14 protein-coding genes and 3 tRNA genes are annotated in these 14,690 nt (G+C 67.7%); 10 read left to right on the top strand and 7 right to left on the bottom strand.

What is annotated here, in order from left to right:
* Positions 1-47: 47 nt before the first annotated feature.
* A tRNA-Ser gene (locus VF168_02190) sits at positions 48-137 on the bottom strand.
* Between the two features lie 272 nt (positions 138-409).
* Between VF168_02190 and VF168_02185 the strand changes: the two genes are divergently transcribed.
* Positions 410-483, top strand: a tRNA-Gln gene (locus VF168_02185).
* Between the two features lie 53 nt (positions 484-536).
* A tRNA-Gln gene (locus tag VF168_02180) sits at positions 537-610 on the top strand.
* A gap of 31 nt (positions 611-641) precedes the next feature.
* On the opposite strand, the gene VF168_02175 is transcribed toward VF168_02180, so the two are convergent.
* Together VF168_02175 and VF168_02170 are read right to left on the bottom strand one after the other, a co-directional pair.
* The gene (locus VF168_02175; protein ID HEX7002978.1) at positions 642-1,487 is read right to left on the bottom strand and encodes a 3-hydroxyacyl-CoA dehydrogenase family protein; all 846 of its coding nucleotides are present in this window, start codon (positions 1,485-1,487) and stop codon (positions 642-644) included.
* A 183-nt stretch (positions 1,488-1,670) separates the two neighbouring features.
* On the bottom strand, positions 1,671-2,426 hold the full coding sequence (locus tag VF168_02170) for a class I SAM-dependent methyltransferase (protein HEX7002977.1): 756 nt from the start codon (positions 2,424-2,426) through the stop codon (positions 1,671-1,673).
* A 146-nt stretch (positions 2,427-2,572) separates the two neighbouring features.
* Here VF168_02170 and gabT point away from each other — a divergent pair, with 146 nt between their 5' ends.
* Positions 2,573-3,889, top strand: a complete 1,317-nt coding sequence (gene gabT / locus VF168_02165) for a 4-aminobutyrate--2-oxoglutarate transaminase (GenBank protein HEX7002976.1) — start codon at positions 2,573-2,575, stop codon at positions 3,887-3,889.
* A gap of 156 nt (positions 3,890-4,045) precedes the next feature.
* A complete protein-coding gene (rpe, locus tag VF168_02160) occupies positions 4,046-4,705 on the top strand; it encodes a ribulose-phosphate 3-epimerase (GenBank protein HEX7002975.1) in 660 nt (219 codons plus the stop codon).
* 12 nt (positions 4,706-4,717) lie between these two features.
* Here rpe and VF168_02155 read toward each other — a convergent pair whose 3' ends face one another.
* The 3 genes from VF168_02155 to VF168_02145 all read right to left on the bottom strand — a co-directional run bounded on the left by VF168_02155 (position 4,718) and on the right by VF168_02145 (position 7,190).
* The gene (locus VF168_02155; protein HEX7002974.1) at positions 4,718-5,674 is read right to left on the bottom strand and encodes an acetyl-CoA carboxylase carboxyltransferase subunit alpha; all 957 of its coding nucleotides are present in this window, start codon (positions 5,672-5,674) and stop codon (positions 4,718-4,720) included.
* Complete coding sequence (accD, locus tag VF168_02150; GenBank protein ID HEX7002973.1) at positions 5,658-6,545, bottom strand: acetyl-CoA carboxylase, carboxyltransferase subunit beta; 888 nt, start codon at positions 6,543-6,545, stop codon at positions 5,658-5,660. The genes VF168_02155 and accD overlap by 17 nt, the downstream gene beginning before the upstream one ends.
* 132 nt (positions 6,546-6,677) lie before the next feature.
* Positions 6,678-7,190: a polymer-forming cytoskeletal protein gene (locus VF168_02145; GenBank protein ID HEX7002972.1), complete on the bottom strand. Its 513-nt coding sequence runs from the start codon at positions 7,188-7,190 to the stop codon at positions 6,678-6,680.
* A gap of 170 nt (positions 7,191-7,360) precedes the next feature.
* Here VF168_02145 and VF168_02140 point away from each other — a divergent pair, with 170 nt between their 5' ends.
* The 4 genes from VF168_02140 to VF168_02125 are packed head-to-tail and all read left to right on the top strand — an operon-like array spanning position 7,361 to position 11,207.
* The gene (locus tag VF168_02140; protein ID HEX7002971.1) at positions 7,361-8,188 is read left to right on the top strand and encodes an SDR family NAD(P)-dependent oxidoreductase; all 828 of its coding nucleotides are present in this window, start codon (positions 7,361-7,363) and stop codon (positions 8,186-8,188) included.
* Positions 8,189-8,201: 13 nt separating this feature from the next.
* Positions 8,202-8,822, top strand: coding sequence for a transcriptional regulator NrdR (gene nrdR / locus VF168_02135; GenBank protein ID HEX7002970.1), 621 nt, complete (start codon positions 8,202-8,204; stop codon positions 8,820-8,822).
* Positions 8,819-10,258 carry an RsmB/NOP family class I SAM-dependent RNA methyltransferase gene (locus tag VF168_02130; GenBank protein HEX7002969.1) on the top strand — a complete coding sequence of 480 codons (1,440 nt, stop codon included), beginning with the start codon at positions 8,819-8,821 and terminating at the stop codon, positions 10,256-10,258. Before nrdR ends, VF168_02130 begins: the two co-directional genes overlap by 4 nt.
* Before the next feature lie 46 nt (positions 10,259-10,304).
* Positions 10,305-11,207 carry a hypothetical protein gene (locus VF168_02125; GenBank protein ID HEX7002968.1) on the top strand — a complete coding sequence of 301 codons (903 nt, stop codon included), beginning with the start codon at positions 10,305-10,307 and terminating at the stop codon, positions 11,205-11,207.
* Between the two features lie 3 nt (positions 11,208-11,210).
* Here the strand turns inward: VF168_02125 and VF168_02120 are convergent, their stop codons facing one another.
* A complete protein-coding gene (locus VF168_02120) occupies positions 11,211-13,502 on the bottom strand; it encodes a penicillin acylase family protein (protein ID HEX7002967.1) in 2,292 nt (763 codons plus the stop codon).
* 226 nt (positions 13,503-13,728) lie between these two features.
* Between VF168_02120 and rplM the strand changes: the two genes are divergently transcribed.
* Both rplM and rpsI read left to right on the top strand, forming a co-directional pair.
* Complete coding sequence (gene rplM, locus VF168_02115; GenBank protein ID HEX7002966.1) at positions 13,729-14,154, top strand: 50S ribosomal protein L13; 426 nt, start codon at positions 13,729-13,731, stop codon at positions 14,152-14,154.
* Positions 14,155-14,224: 70 nt separating this feature from the next.
* Positions 14,225-14,611, top strand: a complete 387-nt coding sequence (gene rpsI, locus VF168_02110) for a 30S ribosomal protein S9 (protein HEX7002965.1) — start codon at positions 14,225-14,227, stop codon at positions 14,609-14,611.
* Positions 14,612-14,690 lie beyond the last annotated feature (79 nt).

Here is a 14,690-nt window from a genome sequence, read left to right as displayed (position 1 = left end):
CACAGTTGAGGCGCCGCTTTCGCGACGCCTGCACGTTCTTCTTCTCTTGGCGGAGAGGGTGGGATTCGAACCCACGGTACCCGTGAGGATACAACGGTTTTCGAGACCGTCCCGTTCAACCGCTCCGGCACCTCTCCTCGATACTGCCGGCTTCCAGGCGCGACAGCGGAAGGAAGTATATCGCAGCAGATTCCGGCACGCCAGTCGTCGCAGACGTTCGCGGTGCCCGTACGGCCCGGGTTCCGGCGACCGACGAGCGATGGCAGGCTCGATGTCGCGGCCGGGTAGCGTGCCCGGCGAAGTCGAGGCGCTGGCGGTCATACGGGGCGTCCCGCTCGCGAGCACGAAAGCCGTCTCACTCGCCCTTGACGGGCCCTCCCGAAGCCCCATACACTGGTCGTCGCTTTGTTGGCCCATCGTCTAATGGCAGGACAACCGGTTCTGGTCCGGTCGGTCGGGGTTCGAATCCCTGTGGGCCAGCCAACGAGCGCACCGCGGACGAGAGGGAGGCGACTCCACTAGCGTCCGCGGTTCGATGGCCCATCGTCTAATGGCAGGACATCCGGTTTTGGTCCGGACGGTCGGGGTTCGAATCCCTGTGGGCCAGCCACGGAGCCTCCCTCTCGGGGAGGCTTCTCCATTCAGTCCCGCCTCTTGCCGTAGTCGTAGAACCCGGCTCCGCTCTTGCGGCCCAGTCGTCCGGCCTCTACCATCTTCCGGAGCGTCTGCGGTGGCCGGAAGCGCTCGCCGAGCGCCTCGGTCATCGATTCGCCAATGAAGAGCATCGTGTCCAGGCCCACGTAATCGGCCAACTCGAGTGGCCCCATGGGATGGTTGAGACCCAGCTTGATTGCCGTGTCGATATCGGACTTGGTGGCCACTCCCTCCTCCAGCATCCGCATCGCTTCGGTCAGGAGCGCCGCCAGCGCCCTGGTGGTCACGAACCCCTGCCGGTCCTTCACCAGCACGGTCGTCTTCCCGCAGCGCTCGGCTACGGCCATGACCGTCTGGACCGTCTGTTTCGAGGTCTGAACTGCCCGGACCATCTCGATGAGGCGCATCCGCTCCGGTGGGTTGAACCAGTGCATGCCCACTACCTGGGCCGGCCGCTTCGTCGCTCCTGCTATCGCCGTCACCGACAGCTCGCTGGTGTTGGTGGCAAGGATGGCGTGAGGTGGGGCCACCGAATCGCAGCGCCCGAACACCTCGCGTTTCAGGTCGAGTTTCTCGGGAACGGCCTCTATCACCAGGTCGCAACCCTCGACCGCACCCTCCAGCTGGTAGTGCACGTCGAGGTTCTCAGCGGAGCCGGCAGACTCGTCCGATTCGAGTCGCTTGGCGATCCTCTTCCCCGCCAGGTCGAGAGCCTGACGGTTCGGATCGAACAGGCGCACCTCGAAGCCTGCCGACAGGCAGACCGAAGCTATGCCTCCGCCCATGGTGCCGGCGCCGATCACGGCTATGGTCTCGACGTTGGTCGCGCTCATCTCATCCCTTCCAGTCCGCCAGGCGACCGCATCGCCTGCTGCCCGGTCGACTTCGCTTGCACTACTCCCGGTAGCATCTCGCAGTAGCACGCCGCCCGACCGTTCCAGGCCAACGTTCGTGGTGACCGGCGGGTCGCCGTCAGAAGGTCGGCTCGGCACGCTCTGCCTCCTTCGCTTGTAACCTCAGTCACGCTGCGCACCAGTTGAAGATTTCGCAGCGGGGGCGTAGAGGTCGTAGCGGACCGTCTTGCCCCGCAGGCTGCCCGACGGTTCCTCGCCCGCAAGCGGTGGCGCCTTGAGCGGCCGCTTGACGACCACCCGTTTCGTCGCCGAGCTCCTTGCCAGCGCTAGCAGCTCGGGCGCGTCGAGGTCGTCGCCCAGGAGTCGCCTGAGTATCCGCATCTCCTTGGCCTTGCCGCCCTCCCGCCCGCTCGTCGGGTACATCGGGTCGAGGTGGACGACGTGAGCGGGCGCCAGCCTGGGCAGCAGCCGGGACGCCTCGCCCACGTGCAGCGTCATCCGTCGGGCGGTGGGGGCCAGCGCCGGGTCGCGAGTCGCTCGCTCGAGGCCGTCGGCGAGGAGTGCAGCGACCACCGGTGAGCGTTCGATCAGGTCGACTCTGGCTCCGGCTTCGGCCATCGCGAAAGCGTCTGCCCCGAGGCCAGCGGTGGCGTCGATGATCGTCTCGACCTCCCGGCGGCCGGCGAGGGTGGCACGGCTCAGCAGGGCCGGGCCGCGCCCGCTGCGGAAGGCGACCCGCAGAGGGCCGGCCGCTCGGGGCCCGGTTTCCCGCAACAGCAGTCCCGAGCGGGTGCAAGCCAGTACGAGCGCCTCCGCCGGGGCTTCGTCGTCAGGCACCAGTTCCAGACCGAGCCGTTCCGCCAACTCACGGGCGACCTCTTCGTTCCCGCCTTCCTGGGCCCCGACTACGACGCGCATGGCTAATGCTACCGGTCCGACGCCGATCGAGTACCGGCCGCCCCGGCCTACGTTTTGCAGGCTCTGGCGTGATTTCTCCTGCCAATCGTAGGCGAGGGTCCGTGATATGCTTCGAATTACAGGCAGGGGCAGCGTAGGAGGCGAAGATGAGCAACCAGGAACTAGCGCAGCGTCGCGCCAAGGCGGTAGCGCCGGCCGCGTACAGCGTCCACCCGTTCTATCCCGAACGGGCAGAGGGCTCCTACGTCTGGGACGCGGACGGCAAGAAGTACCTCGACTGGTCGGCGGGGATCGCGGTCATGAACCTCGGCCACTCCCATCCACGAGTGCTCGAGGCCGTGCGGAAGCAGTCGGAGACGTTCCAGCACCTCTGCTTCGCGGTAGCGATGAACGAGACCTATATCCAACTGGCCGAGAAGTTGAACCAGATAGCGCCGGGCAACACCCCGAAGAAGACCTTCCTGGTGAACTCCGGCGCCGAGGCGGTGGAGAACGCCGTCAAGATCGCTCGCGCCTACACCGGCCGCCCGGGCATCGTAGCCTTCACCCACGCCTTCCACGGCCGCACTCACATGGCGCTCTCGCTCACCGGGAAGGCCGAACCGTACAAGGCGGGCTTCGCCCCGCGCGCCGCCGAGATCTACCGCGCGCCCTACCCGTACGCCTACCGCAATCCGTGGGGCGCCGCGGACGAGGAGGAAACCGGCCGGCGGGCCCTCGAACTGCTCATCGACATGGTTTCGACCACCGTCGGCGAGAGTGAGGTAGCAGCCTTCCTCATCGAACCGGTCGCCGGCGAGGGCGGCTTCATCCCTGCGCCGCGCAGCTTCCTGAGTGGCCTCCGTGACTACGCCAGCAAGATCGGCGCGCTCTGGATCGACGACGAAGTCCAGGCCGGTATCGGTCGTACCGGAAGGTGGTGGGCTGTCGACCACTACGGGCTCGAGCCCGACCTCGTCACCACCGCGAAAGCCCTCTCCTCCGGGTTCCCGCTCTCGGCCGTCGTAGGCAAGGCGGAGATCATGGACGAAATCAAGCCCGGGATGCTTGGCTCTACGTTCGGCGGCAACCCGACCAGCTGCGCTGCGGCGCTCGCCACCCTCGAGGTGATCGAGAACGAAGACCTGCTGGCCCGCTCGGCAGAGATCGGCCGGAAGGCGACCGCGAGGTTCCGCGACTGGCAGCGCCGCTGGAGCCAGATCGGCGACGTCCGGGGTCCCGGAGCGATGATCGGCATCGAACTCGTGCAGGGCGAGGAGAAAGCGCCCAACAAGGAAGCGGTCGAAGCCATCGCCGCTGAAGCTCGCGAGGATGGGCTCATCCTGTTGCCCACGGGAACCTACGGGAACGTGATCCGGCTTCTGCCCCCCATCAACCTGAGCGACAGCGAACTCGAAGAGGGCCTCCAGAAGATGGAGCGCGCCTTCGCGAAGGCTTTGGACGCGGTGACGGCGGTAGCCTAGCAGCGGCTGGCAACGTCGTGGCGGCCGGCTCACCGAGCCGGCCGTTCCGCTATCGCCCGGATTGCGCTCGGTTAGAGCCCGCTTCGCAACGACGCTCCTCGGCCCCGGCCTCCCTCGCGCAGTTCACCGGTCGTCCGACAGCCCGTATACTCAGCCGTGCCGGTGAAGATCGCCCCCTCCATCCTCTCCTGCGACTTCTCCCGCTTGGGCGAACAGATACGCGAGGCCGAGGCGGCCGGCGCCGATCTCATCCACGTCGACGTCATGGACGGTCGGTTCGTCCCCAACATCACCATCGGACCGCTCATCGTCGAGGCCTGCCGCCGCTCGACCGAGCTGCCACTCGACGTGCACCTGATGATCGTCGAGCCCGAGCGCTACATCGACGCGTTCGCTGCTGCCGGAGCGACCAACATCACCGTTCATGCCGAAGCTACGCCCCACGTCCACCGGGCTCTGCAGATGATCCACGATGCGGGTGCTGGCGCCGGCCTCGCGGTCAACCCCCTCACGCCGCTGGAGGTGCTTGGCGAGGCGCTGCCCGACCTCGACCTGGCGCTCGTCATGAGCGTCAACCCGGGCTTCGGTGGTCAGAGTTTCATCCGGGGAGCCCTGGGCCGCCTGGCGAAGCTCGCGGAGTGGCGCGATGAACTCAACCCGGCCTGCACGATCGAAGTGGACGGCGGCATGAACGGATCGACCGCCGCCGGCGCCGTGGAAGCCGGGGCTCAGATTCTGGTCGCGGGCAGCGCGATCTTCAACGAGCAGGGGAGCATCGCCCGCAACCTCGCCGAGCTCCGAGTGGCGGCAGGCTGACCAGCTGCGCCCTCAGGACGACAGTTCCTTGAAGCTCCCCAGCTTCCTGAACCGCTCACTGCGGTCGCAGACCAGCTGATCGGGGAGCATCTCCTGCAAGCCGTCCAGCTCTTCGCGGAGCACCGCGGCCACGCGCTTCATGGCGCCCGCCGGATCCTTGTGAGCGCCGCCTACCGGCTCCTCGATCACCCTATCCACGACGCCCTGCTTCAAGAGGTCGCGGGCGGTGAGCTTGAGCGCCTCGGCTGCCCGTGGTGCCTCCGCGGCGTCACGCCAGAGGATCGCCGCGCACGACTCAGGACTTATCACCGAGTAGATTGCGTTCTCCAATATCAGGACCCTGTTGGCAACGCCTATGGCGAGGGCTCCGCCCGAACCCCCCTCGCCTATGACGACGCTGATGGCCGGCACCCGCAGGCGACTCATCCGCTGGATCGCCTCGGCGATTACCCACGCCTGGCCCTGCTCCTCAGCGGCTATGCCGGGATACGCCCCGGGCGTGTCGATGAGGGTGATCACGGGCAGAGCGAACTTATCGGCCAAGTCGAACATCCGCATCGCCTTGCGGTAGCCGCTCGGGTGCGCCATGCCGAAGTTGCGGTGGATGTTCTCCTTCGTGTCGCGGCCCTTCTGCTGGGCCAGGACCACCACCGACTGGCCGTCGAGCCGGGCCAGCCCGGCCACCAGCGCCGGATCATCGCCCAGTGTCCGGTCGCCGTGCAGCTCCTGGAAGTCGCTGAACACGCTGACGAGGTAGTCGAGCCCGGTCGGCCTCCCCGGCGCCCTCGCCACCTGCACCCTCTGCCAGCGGCTGAGGTTGTCGAACGTCTCGGCCCGCAACCGGGTGAGCCGCTCCTCCAGCAACCTGATCTCGTCGCTCAGGTCGATCTGCTGCTCCTGAGCGTAGCTGCGCATGTCGCTGATCTTCGCCTCGAGGTCCTCGATCGGCTTCTCAAACGGCAACGCCATGGGATTCCTCCTTGGCGAAAGCGGTGAGTCCACCGCGGAGAAGCTGAAGGTAGGAAGCGAGCTGGTCCTTCAGCCGCTTCCGCTCGACGACCTCGTCGATCATCCCCTTCTTGAGCAGGAACTCCGCGCGCTGGAAGCCCTCGGGCAGATCCTGCTTGATGGTCTGCTGGATCACCCGCGGCCCTGCGAAGCAGATGAGCGCCTTCGGTTCCGCGACGATCAGGTCGCCCAGGGTCGCGAAACTCGCCGTCACACCACCGGTCGTGGGATCGGTGAGGACAGAGATGTACGGCAGCCGCCGACGCGCGAGCGCATCGAGAGCGACCGTCGTCTTGGCCATCTGCATGAGGGAGAGCGCGCCCTCCTGCATCCGGGCGCCACCCGACGCGGTCACGGCGATCAGGCTCCGCCCCTCGTCGGCAGCCCGTTCGGCAGCTCGAGCGATCTCTTCGCCGACGACCGAGCCCATCGAGCCCCCGTTGAAGAAGAAGTCCATCACGGCAAGCGCAACGGGCTCACCGTGCAGCAAGGCGCCGCCCGTGACGATAGCGTCCTGACGCCCCGTCTTCTGCTGGACCCGGTCGATCCGGTCCAGGTAGGGCTCGGTGTCGACGAACTCCAACGGATCCTGGGGAGCGAGCCGTCCCGACCACTGCTCGAAGCTGTCCTCGTCGGCCAGCAGTTCGATGCGGGCGTCGACAGGCATCCGATAGTGGAAGTGGCACTCGGGGCAAACGTAGAGGTTCGCCACCAGATCCTTACGGTAGATCTGAGAAGCGCACGCGTCACACTTCAACCACAGCCCGGAAGGACTGTTGTCGTCTTCCCCCTTGGTGGGCCGGTTACGGCGGAAGAAGCGTTCCAGTGCCATCAGTTCTCCAAACCTATCATGGTGCCTGTGGCGACCCTGTTCTCGACGCCGGATTCAGCGTTCGGGGCCGCTTCGAGCTACTCTAACGCCGTCGTAGCGACGCGAAGCGGCGCTTCCGCTTCCATCAGACCCTCAGACCTGCTCCACGGGCGGCGCCGAGCGCAAAGCGTCTGGGAACTGCTCGTCGTCGCTCACGCTGTCAGGCTGGCCCTCCTCGGAGACGGCGACCTCCTGCGGCTGCTCCTCGGCAGGGGCGCTGTCGCTGGCACGCGGCAGGGCAGGACGCGCGCCTGCCGGACGCATCTCGCTGCGACCGGTGAAGCTGGCGCCCTCCTCGATGTCGAGCGAGGCAGCACGGACATCGCCATCCAAGCTGCCGCCACGCCATATCTCGACCTTGCCCGAAGCGGCGACGAGCGCTTCGACCGTTCCAAGGATCCTCACCTGTTCCGCTTCGACCCGTTCGCCCTTGATGCTGCCCTCGGCAGCGACCTCGAGTACGCCCTCGACCGTCACGTTGCCGTGAACGGTGCCGTGGACGCGGACTCTGCCTGTCGCCTCCAGGTCGCCGCGAACGACAGTTCCCTCATGGATGTAGGTGAACGGCTCGTTGCCGCGTCTTCCCTTGCCTTTTCTAGAAAACACTCGTGCCCTCCAGTAACCGCCGGCCACCCTGCTCTGTTCTATCCGGCGGGCACCTGCAGGCGTCCATAAAGCTCTTCACAGGGTCCTCGCCGGCGGCTCACCGGAGTTCACGGGTTCCCGGTCGCCGCATCACTTGTGACCTTCTCACGAAGGGCTGTATCCTAGCCGTCATGGGTACAGCCAGCGTCGTGCTCGTTACCAACGTCGGGCAGGGCTTCGGGAGGGCAGTTGCCCTCGCCTGCGGCCAGGCCGGGTACGACGTGGTGTGTGCCGACCGCGACGTGGACCTGGCTTCGAAGACAGCCGCCGAGATCGAAGAGCTGGGCGGTCAGGCGATACCGATCCAGGCAGACATGACCACCCACATGGATGTTCTCAACGCCTTCCACAAGGTGTACGAGATCTTCGGGGACCTGAACGGGGTCGTCCACGTGGCCGCCTACGGCAGCCACACCGCCTTCCACACGCTGGGGGAGAGCGAGTTCATGGAACTGCTCGAGGAGGACATCAAGAGCAGTTACCTCACTCTGAAGGTGTGCGCTCAGGTGCTCCGTGAGGGGTGGCTGGTCCTCGTGGCGCCGCCCGAGAGCGCGGAGGAGCCCCAGATGGTGGCCGTTCGCTCGGCGTTGACGGGCATGGTCGCCGGCTTCGGGGACCGCTACGAGCAGATCCGCACCAACGTCGTGATCCCATCGCGGTCGGCGTCCGACCCGCGGCACGATGCTGCCCTCATCGAGAGCGTGATGTTCCTGGGGTCTGATACGGCAGGTGGACTCCGGGGACAACAGTTCTACGTCGACCTGCCCCCGCCTCCCAAGGTCGTCGAATCGCTCCTGCCCGAGGTACGCGCTGCCCTCGATACGTCCGTTCGCCAGGACGACCTGGAGGCGAGCCTCTACGACGACGGGACCGGCGACGGCCTCGAGGACCTGGAGACCGAGGAAGGCGAGGACGAGTTCGAGGACCAGGTAGCTTTCCCGCGGGAGCTGCCCGGCTGATGCCTGGCTTCCGATGAAGTGCCCCTACTGCACCTCCAGCAACACCCGCGTCATCAACTCGCGTCCCTCGGATGAAGGGGCGTCCATCCGGCGTCGACGCGACTGCGAGAACTGTCACCGCCGCTTCACGACCTACGAACGCGCCCAGTTCGAGGCGCTGATGGTGAGCAAGCGATCGGGACGACGCGAGGCGTTCAACCCGGACAAGTTGCTCGACAAGCTGCGGATAGCCTGCAACAAGCGGCCGGTCACCGAGAAGCAGCTGCGTGAGTTCGCCTACGGGTTCGAGGACGAGGTGCAGGTGCCCGAGATCGCCTCCGAGGAGATCGGCCTCCGCACCCTCAGATTCCTCAAGGAGCTCGACGACGTAGCCTATATCCGGTTCCTGAGCGTTTACCGCGACTTCGACTCGGTCGACCGTTTCATCGACGAGATCAAGCAGCTCGGAGAGGTAGGCAGCCGCGAGGAGAGCGCTGTCGAGCCGGATGAGGCGACGGTCCCTGACACTCAGGAGCGTGCTGTGCGCGAGACACGCGGCCCGGAGACCGCACCGGCGCCCAAGCGGGCCAGGACGGCCGCCCAACAGCCCGCCCTGCTCGACGGACTCGAGGCCGAGGACAGAGGCAAGGGCTGAATCTTCCACCCCCGTTCAGGCGGCGGATGCAGGAGTTGCTGGGCGAGGAGGCGAACCTTCTCGAGCGCAGCCTCGAGGCCGAGCCGGTGATCGGCCTGAGGGTGAATACCCTCAAGATCTCGGCCGGGGAGTTCGAGCGCATCTCCCCCTGGCCCCTCGACCCCGTTCCCTGGTGTCCTGCCGGCTATCTGCTGGCGGCCGGCGAGCGGCCTGGACTTCATCCGTTCCATGCAGCCGGCCTCTACTACCTGCAGGAGCCCTCGGCGATGGCTGCAGCCCAGGCGCTGGCGCCACGGCCCGGCGAGCGCCTGCTCGACCTGGCCGCCGCGCCCGGCGGCAAGAGCACCCACCTCGCCTCGCTGCTGGGGACCGACGGCCTGCTGGTCGCCAACGATGTAAACGGCGCCCGGGCCCGCGAACTGAGCAGGAACATGGAACGCTGGGGCTCGAAGCGGTCCCTGGTTACGAACGCTCATCCAGGGCGTTTGGCGGACGCTTGGGGGGCGCATTTCGACGCCCTCCTGCTCGACGCCCCCTGTTCGGGAGAGGGGATGTTCCGCAAGACTCCGCAGGCTGTCGAGCAGTGGACGACCGGCCTCGTCGAGAGTTGTGCCCGCACTCAGGCGGAACTGTTGGCGGTCGCCGCGCGGCTGGTCAAGCCGGGCGGACGCCTGGTCTACAGCACCTGCACCTTCGAACCGCTCGAGGACGAGAGGCTCGTCGCCCGCTTCCTCGACGCTCACCCCGACTGGGAGTTGGCGCCCACGGGACTCGCAGGCGTGGACGGCGGCCGTCCGGAGTGGGCCGCCGAGTTCACCAGCGGTCCTCGCCTTTCACTGGCCGCCCGTATCTGGCCCCACCGAAGCCGCGGCGAAGGTCACTTCGTAGCCCTGCTGCGCCGTTCGGGAAGCGACCGGGCCGGCTCAGGCGTCGAGGACGCCCGGAGTGGCGTCGTGCCCGACCCGAGGCGGCGTCGGCGCTCAGGGAGTGAGCCTGCGGAAGCGGAGCTGCATCGGGCCGTCGCCGCCTGGAACGAGTTCGTGGCCGAGAACCTGACGCACGACCCGTTCCCGGAGCACGAGAAGACCTTGCGGAACGACGGCCTCTACGCCCTACCATCGGGAGCGCCTTCGCTCGCGGGTGTAACGGTCATGCGCCCCGGAGTCTGGCTCGGCAGCGCAGCCAAGGGCCGCTTCATACCCTCCCACGCCCTCGCTCTCGCACTGGACGCGAGCGAGTCGGAGAGGAGGGTAGATCTAGAGCCCGACGACGAGCAGTTGGCCCACTACATGCTGGGCGCCGAGCTGGACGTGGCCGGGTCCGACGGCTGGTTGCTGGTGACGGTCGCAGGCCACCCGCTGGGCTGGGGCCGACGCGCCCGCGGCATCGTGAAGAACCACTACCCGAAAGGACTCCGTAGACCGCTCGCCGGTTGAGGAGCGGTCGGGGAACGCCCTCCGAAGGGCACGGTAGAGTGGGTCGATGCCCGAGACCCCGCCACCCGACGCGCCCGCTCATGCCGAGCACCCGCGGGTGGCCGCCGCACTTGGACGAGCCCGGGCGACCCTCGTCCTGCGCCCCCCGGCGACCGCGCCGGACGTGGCCCAAGGAGTGCTCTTCCCCGTTCTCGCCTCCCTGGGTGTCGAGGTGTTCGACCTGGAGCGGCTGCGCCTTACCGGCGAGGTAAGCGCCGAACGGCTCGAGTACAGGTTGAGCGGCCAACGCGACCTTCGCTTCGTCGTGCTGCCGGTCGACTCCCAGTTGCCGGAACCGGCCGGGGCGGAAGTCAGCAGCGTCGTCTACTGCAACGGACGGCAGTGGCGTCATGGGGGGAAGGATGCCGACCTGTTCGAGGAGGGGTTCGCTCAGGAGTTGAAGCATCTCATCGCCGGAGAAGCGCAGTCCGACGGGGGGACGAGCGCCGCCCGGTCCGGAGGTGGGCGCGACACCGGCGAGAGGTCGGCGCCGGTTGCCGGGCAACGGACCGAGTTCGTGCCGGCTGACCCCTTCGAGCGGATCACCGGCGAAGAGGTGAGGCGCTACGCGGAGGCGGTGCGCAACATGCGCGGCAAGCTGCAGGTCTCGTTCGACGGTGAGCCGGTGGAGATCACCTCCAGGTCGGCCTTCTACTACGTGCTGGCCGAACTCGCTCTGCGGCACGGACGGGCGGACGCTATCCCCGGCGAGGACCTGGTGCTGCCCCCGGACGAAGCGCCCGCCGAGCGACGGGCGAGGCCGTTGGCGCGGCCGGGGTGGCAGCTCCTCGTCGATCACGAACCGTCGGTGATCGAGCAGCGAACGCTGGAACTGCTCGATGCACTCGGGCTCCGCAGGAAGTTCAGCGCAACCCAGCGGGGGCAGCCGTACCCGGTGGGCCGCGAGTAGACGCTAGCGGGGCGGCTCCAGCAGGAGCCTGGCACCCGCTTCGGCCCCGTTAGCGAAGAGCGGCAGCAAGCGGACTTCAGGCCAGCGTGCGGACAGGTCCCGATAGTGGCGTGAGAGCACGTTACCCGACTGGCCGGTGGGGATCAGGAAGCCGGACCGAGCTGCATCATCATCTTCCTCCGGAACGGTCTCGTCGGAGAGCTGGAACACGGCTCGGAAGACGGGGCCTCTTCCGATCCCCGGCCGGTTCGAGCGCCCGTCCTGTCCCACGACGAAGAGCGGCGCCAGTAGCGTCTCATCCAGTACCAGGTGGCGATAGGCGACCTGGGCGGAAGGGTGCTCGGGCCATCGGGCCGGCTGCGGTCCATGCTGCTCCGCCAGATCGCCTGCCGCCGCCGAAAGCGCCTTCGAAGTCACCTCCGCGCACGATTCCCGCTCATCCGTTCGCCGGTCGTCGCACCAGTCTCTCGAGGAGAGGGCCCGACGCAGGAGTTCCGGGTAGCGGCTGGCCTCCTCGGCCAGTTCGTTCCCCAGCTCGTCGCCCAGCAGCTCACGTCCCAACTCGATGAGCCAGGCAGAGAAGAGGAGGGGGGCAGCGCCCTCCGCGGCCTCCCCGGACCAGCCGACGAGCTCGGCCTGGGCGCTAGCCGCGGCTGCGCCGACCGGCACGCTCTCCCTCAGCGCCGGCAGCAACTCCGCGGACCCGTGCAGGTACTCCTTCTCGAGGATGTGAGCGAGGGAGGCCGCGGTGTGGACTTCGAGGGAGTCGATCAGCTGGCTGCTGGCGGCGAGATTGCCGGCAGCAGCCAGTGATGTCCCTCCGCCACTGCTCTCCAGCCGCGCCGAAGCTGCCCACTCCTGCCAGCCGCCAGCCTCCGCCGGAGTAGGAAGGCGCCCACCCGTCTCCCGCCGCGCTGGGAGACGACCTATCCTCTGGCGCCCGATCCTCCCCACTTCATCGGCATAGAGCGCGAACCCGTGGAGTTCGTCGAGGCTGGCGAGAGCGGCCCTGAGCTCCTCCCGGTCGCTGGCGCCCGCGAGGGCGAGGCCCGCCCCGAGGGTCGAGTCCCCCTCTCGCAGCGCCGTCCAGCTCAGAGCCAGGAACGGATCCTCCGCGTCACCCTCCGGCTCGCTGGCGCCTCCGTTCGGCTCGCTATCGGCCGGAACGAGGTCCGAGATGATCGGGCCGTGAACAGTTTCCCGCACCACCAGTTCGACGTCGTCGGCCCCGCGGACTTCGATCGCCTCCCGGCGCCTGGCGAACTCGTGGTACCGGCCGGCGCTGCGATAACCGTCCTCCCGGCCCTCCCCCCGAGTGGTACGGCCGATGAACAGATCGGCGTCATCGACCGGGGCAGGAACGAGCGCCCAGGCGATCTCACCGTTACGGCCCGAGAAGAGGAGCGGGAGTCCGGGCAGGGATGCGCCCGCGACGTTCAGGCCCGGGGCCCGCAGCCGCACCAGGTACCAGGGAGCCGGCGCGGTGGCCGGCCCGGCCCCTTCGACGGCGAGGAGCGGGACTCCATCGGCGCTACGCTCCGGGCCCAGCACCCACGCTTCGCTGCCGGCGAACACGCCGCTCGAGCGGACCAGGAGGTCGTGCAGTCGGGCCAGGGGCAGCCGTTGCAACGACCCCCGCAAGGGTGCGTCCGGACCGGCGAGCGGTGGCGGCCGCTGGGCCCCGATGAGGAGCCCCGCCCGCTCCGAAGCGGCGAGGAGCCGCGCCGCGAACAGTTCATCGGCGGCCGCCGAGGACCATCGCCAGGCGACCAGCTTCTGCAGAAGGGCGACGTCGACCGGCGACCACTCCTCCGGCGCATGGCCGAGCAACTGGAACTCCAGCGGGAGAGCGCCGGTACGAGTCGCGAGGTAGGCGTTCACCCCGTCGCTGTACGCCTGGAGGACGCCGCTCGTACGAGGGCTCAGAGCGGCCAGTTCACGCTCGGCCGCTTCGTGGAGCCCGAGGGTGCGCATGAGCAGGTCGGAGGGCAAGGCCTCCTCACCCAGCAGCTCGGCGAGGCGGCCGGCCGCCTGCAAGCGTCGGTACTCCATCTGCCAGAGCCGGTCCTGAGCGTGAACGTAGCCAAGGGCGTAGTAGAGGTCCTCCTGCGATTCGGCCTCGATCAGAGGCACCCCGTAGTCATCGCGGGTGATCGCGACCGGATGGGCCAGACCGGGGAGTCTGACCTCTCCCTCGAGTTCCGGGAGCGACGTGCGAACCCAGAACCAGAGCCCTGCGAGCAGCAGCGCGATGAAGACGATCAGCAGGAGCGGGCCGCGAACAGCGCGTGACATGGAACCTCCGGACTGTCGCGATTGTATCGTGAGAGCCGCGAGCCGCTACCTCGCTTCCGCCGCTCATGAACGCTTTACTGAGCCGGAACGCCTGTGCTACACTCGCGTTTGGTTTCGTGCCTTGTCGGCCACGACGCTTCCCCGATCCGCTTCGTCCCAGGATAACTGGTGGAGCACCTTGGCGAACTGGCGGCAGAGCAAACCCAGTTAGAGGACGTGAAGTGACGTGAAGACGTATTTTCCGAAGGAAACGACGCACGACTGGATTCTCGTCGACGCCGCCGGCCAGACCGTCGGTCGTTTGGCCACGCAGATCGCTCAGATCCTGCGCGGCAAGCACAAGGTCGACTACACACCGAACCAGGCCGGTGGAGACTTCGTGGTGGTGGTGAACGCCGAGAAGGTTCGTTTCACCGGCCACAAGCTCGACCAGAAGGTCTACACCCGCTATACCGGCTACCAGGGCGGACTCCGCACGACGACCGCGCGCGAGATGCTCGAGAAGCATCCTGAGCGGGTGCTGGAGCGGGCCGTCTGGGGAATGCTCCCCAAGACCCGGATGGGCCGCAAGCTCATCCGCCGGCTCAAGGTCTACGCCGGTCCTGCCCACCCGCACGCCGCCCAGCAACCGAAAGAGATGGAGTTGGCCTGATGGCAAACAGTCGTGAACGGAATCGGACGGCGCGGTCTTCGCGGCGCTCGACCGAGTTGGAGTCTCGCTGATGGATCAGTACTACGGTACCGGACGCCGCAAGGCGGCAGTCGCCCGCGTCTTCCTCCGCCCCGGCAGCGGCCGCATCACGGTCAACGGCAAGGAGTTCCAGGAGTTCTTCCGCGGCATCCTGGTCGGCGTTCAGGCCCTCGAGCCGCTCAAGGTGACCAACACCGCCGGTCGCTACGACGCGGTCATCACCGTGAGCGGCGGTGGTCCCAGCGGCCAGGCCGACGCCATCCGCCTCGGGGTCGCAAGGGCCCTGCTGAAGGTCGATCCCAACTTCCGCCCGGCGCTCAAGCAGGGTGGCTACCTGAGCCGCGACGCCCGCATCGTGGAGCGCAAGAAGTACGGTCTCAAGAAGGCCCGTCGCGCGCCGCAGTTCAGCAAGCGCTAGAGAATCGACGAGCAACCCGGCCGGTGTTCGACGCCGGCCGTGAGGCAGGGGTCGGAGAGCGCTCTACGACCCCACATCT

The sequence above is a fragment of the Trueperaceae bacterium genome (assembly GCA_036381595.1).
In the GTDB taxonomy this organism is placed as follows: Bacteria; Deinococcota; Deinococci; order Deinococcales; family Trueperaceae; genus DASVCN01.
Note: the sequence above shows the minus strand (reverse complement) of the source record. Positions and strands in the feature narration are given on the sequence as shown.

What these genes read in the sequence shown, in the direction of transcription:
- VF168_02155 (HEX7002974.1), bottom strand. Translation starts at nt 5,674, where the DNA reads ATGGCGTTGCCGTTTGAGAAGCCGATCGAGGACCTCGAGGCGAAGATC.
- gabT (HEX7002976.1), top strand. Translation starts at nt 2,573, where the DNA reads ATGAGCAACCAGGAACTAGCGCAGCGTCGCGCCAAGGCGGTAGCGCCG.
- VF168_02120 (HEX7002967.1), bottom strand. Translation starts at nt 13,502, where the DNA reads ATGTCACGCGCTGTTCGCGGCCCGCTCCTGCTGATCGTCTTCATCGCG.
- accD (HEX7002973.1), bottom strand. Translation starts at nt 6,545, where the DNA reads ATGGCACTGGAACGCTTCTTCCGCCGTAACCGGCCCACCAAGGGGGAA.
- VF168_02175 (HEX7002978.1), bottom strand. Translation starts at nt 1,487, where the DNA reads ATGAGCGCGACCAACGTCGAGACCATAGCCGTGATCGGCGCCGGCACC.
- VF168_02125 (HEX7002968.1), top strand. Translation starts at nt 10,305, where the DNA reads ATGCCCGAGACCCCGCCACCCGACGCGCCCGCTCATGCCGAGCACCCG.
- VF168_02140 (HEX7002971.1), top strand. Translation starts at nt 7,361, where the DNA reads ATGGGTACAGCCAGCGTCGTGCTCGTTACCAACGTCGGGCAGGGCTTC.
- nrdR (HEX7002970.1), top strand. Translation starts at nt 8,202, where the DNA reads ATGAAGTGCCCCTACTGCACCTCCAGCAACACCCGCGTCATCAACTCG.
- rpsI (HEX7002965.1), top strand. Translation starts at nt 14,225, where the DNA reads ATGGATCAGTACTACGGTACCGGACGCCGCAAGGCGGCAGTCGCCCGC.
- VF168_02170 (HEX7002977.1), bottom strand. Translation starts at nt 2,426, where the DNA reads ATGCGCGTCGTAGTCGGGGCCCAGGAAGGCGGGAACGAAGAGGTCGCC.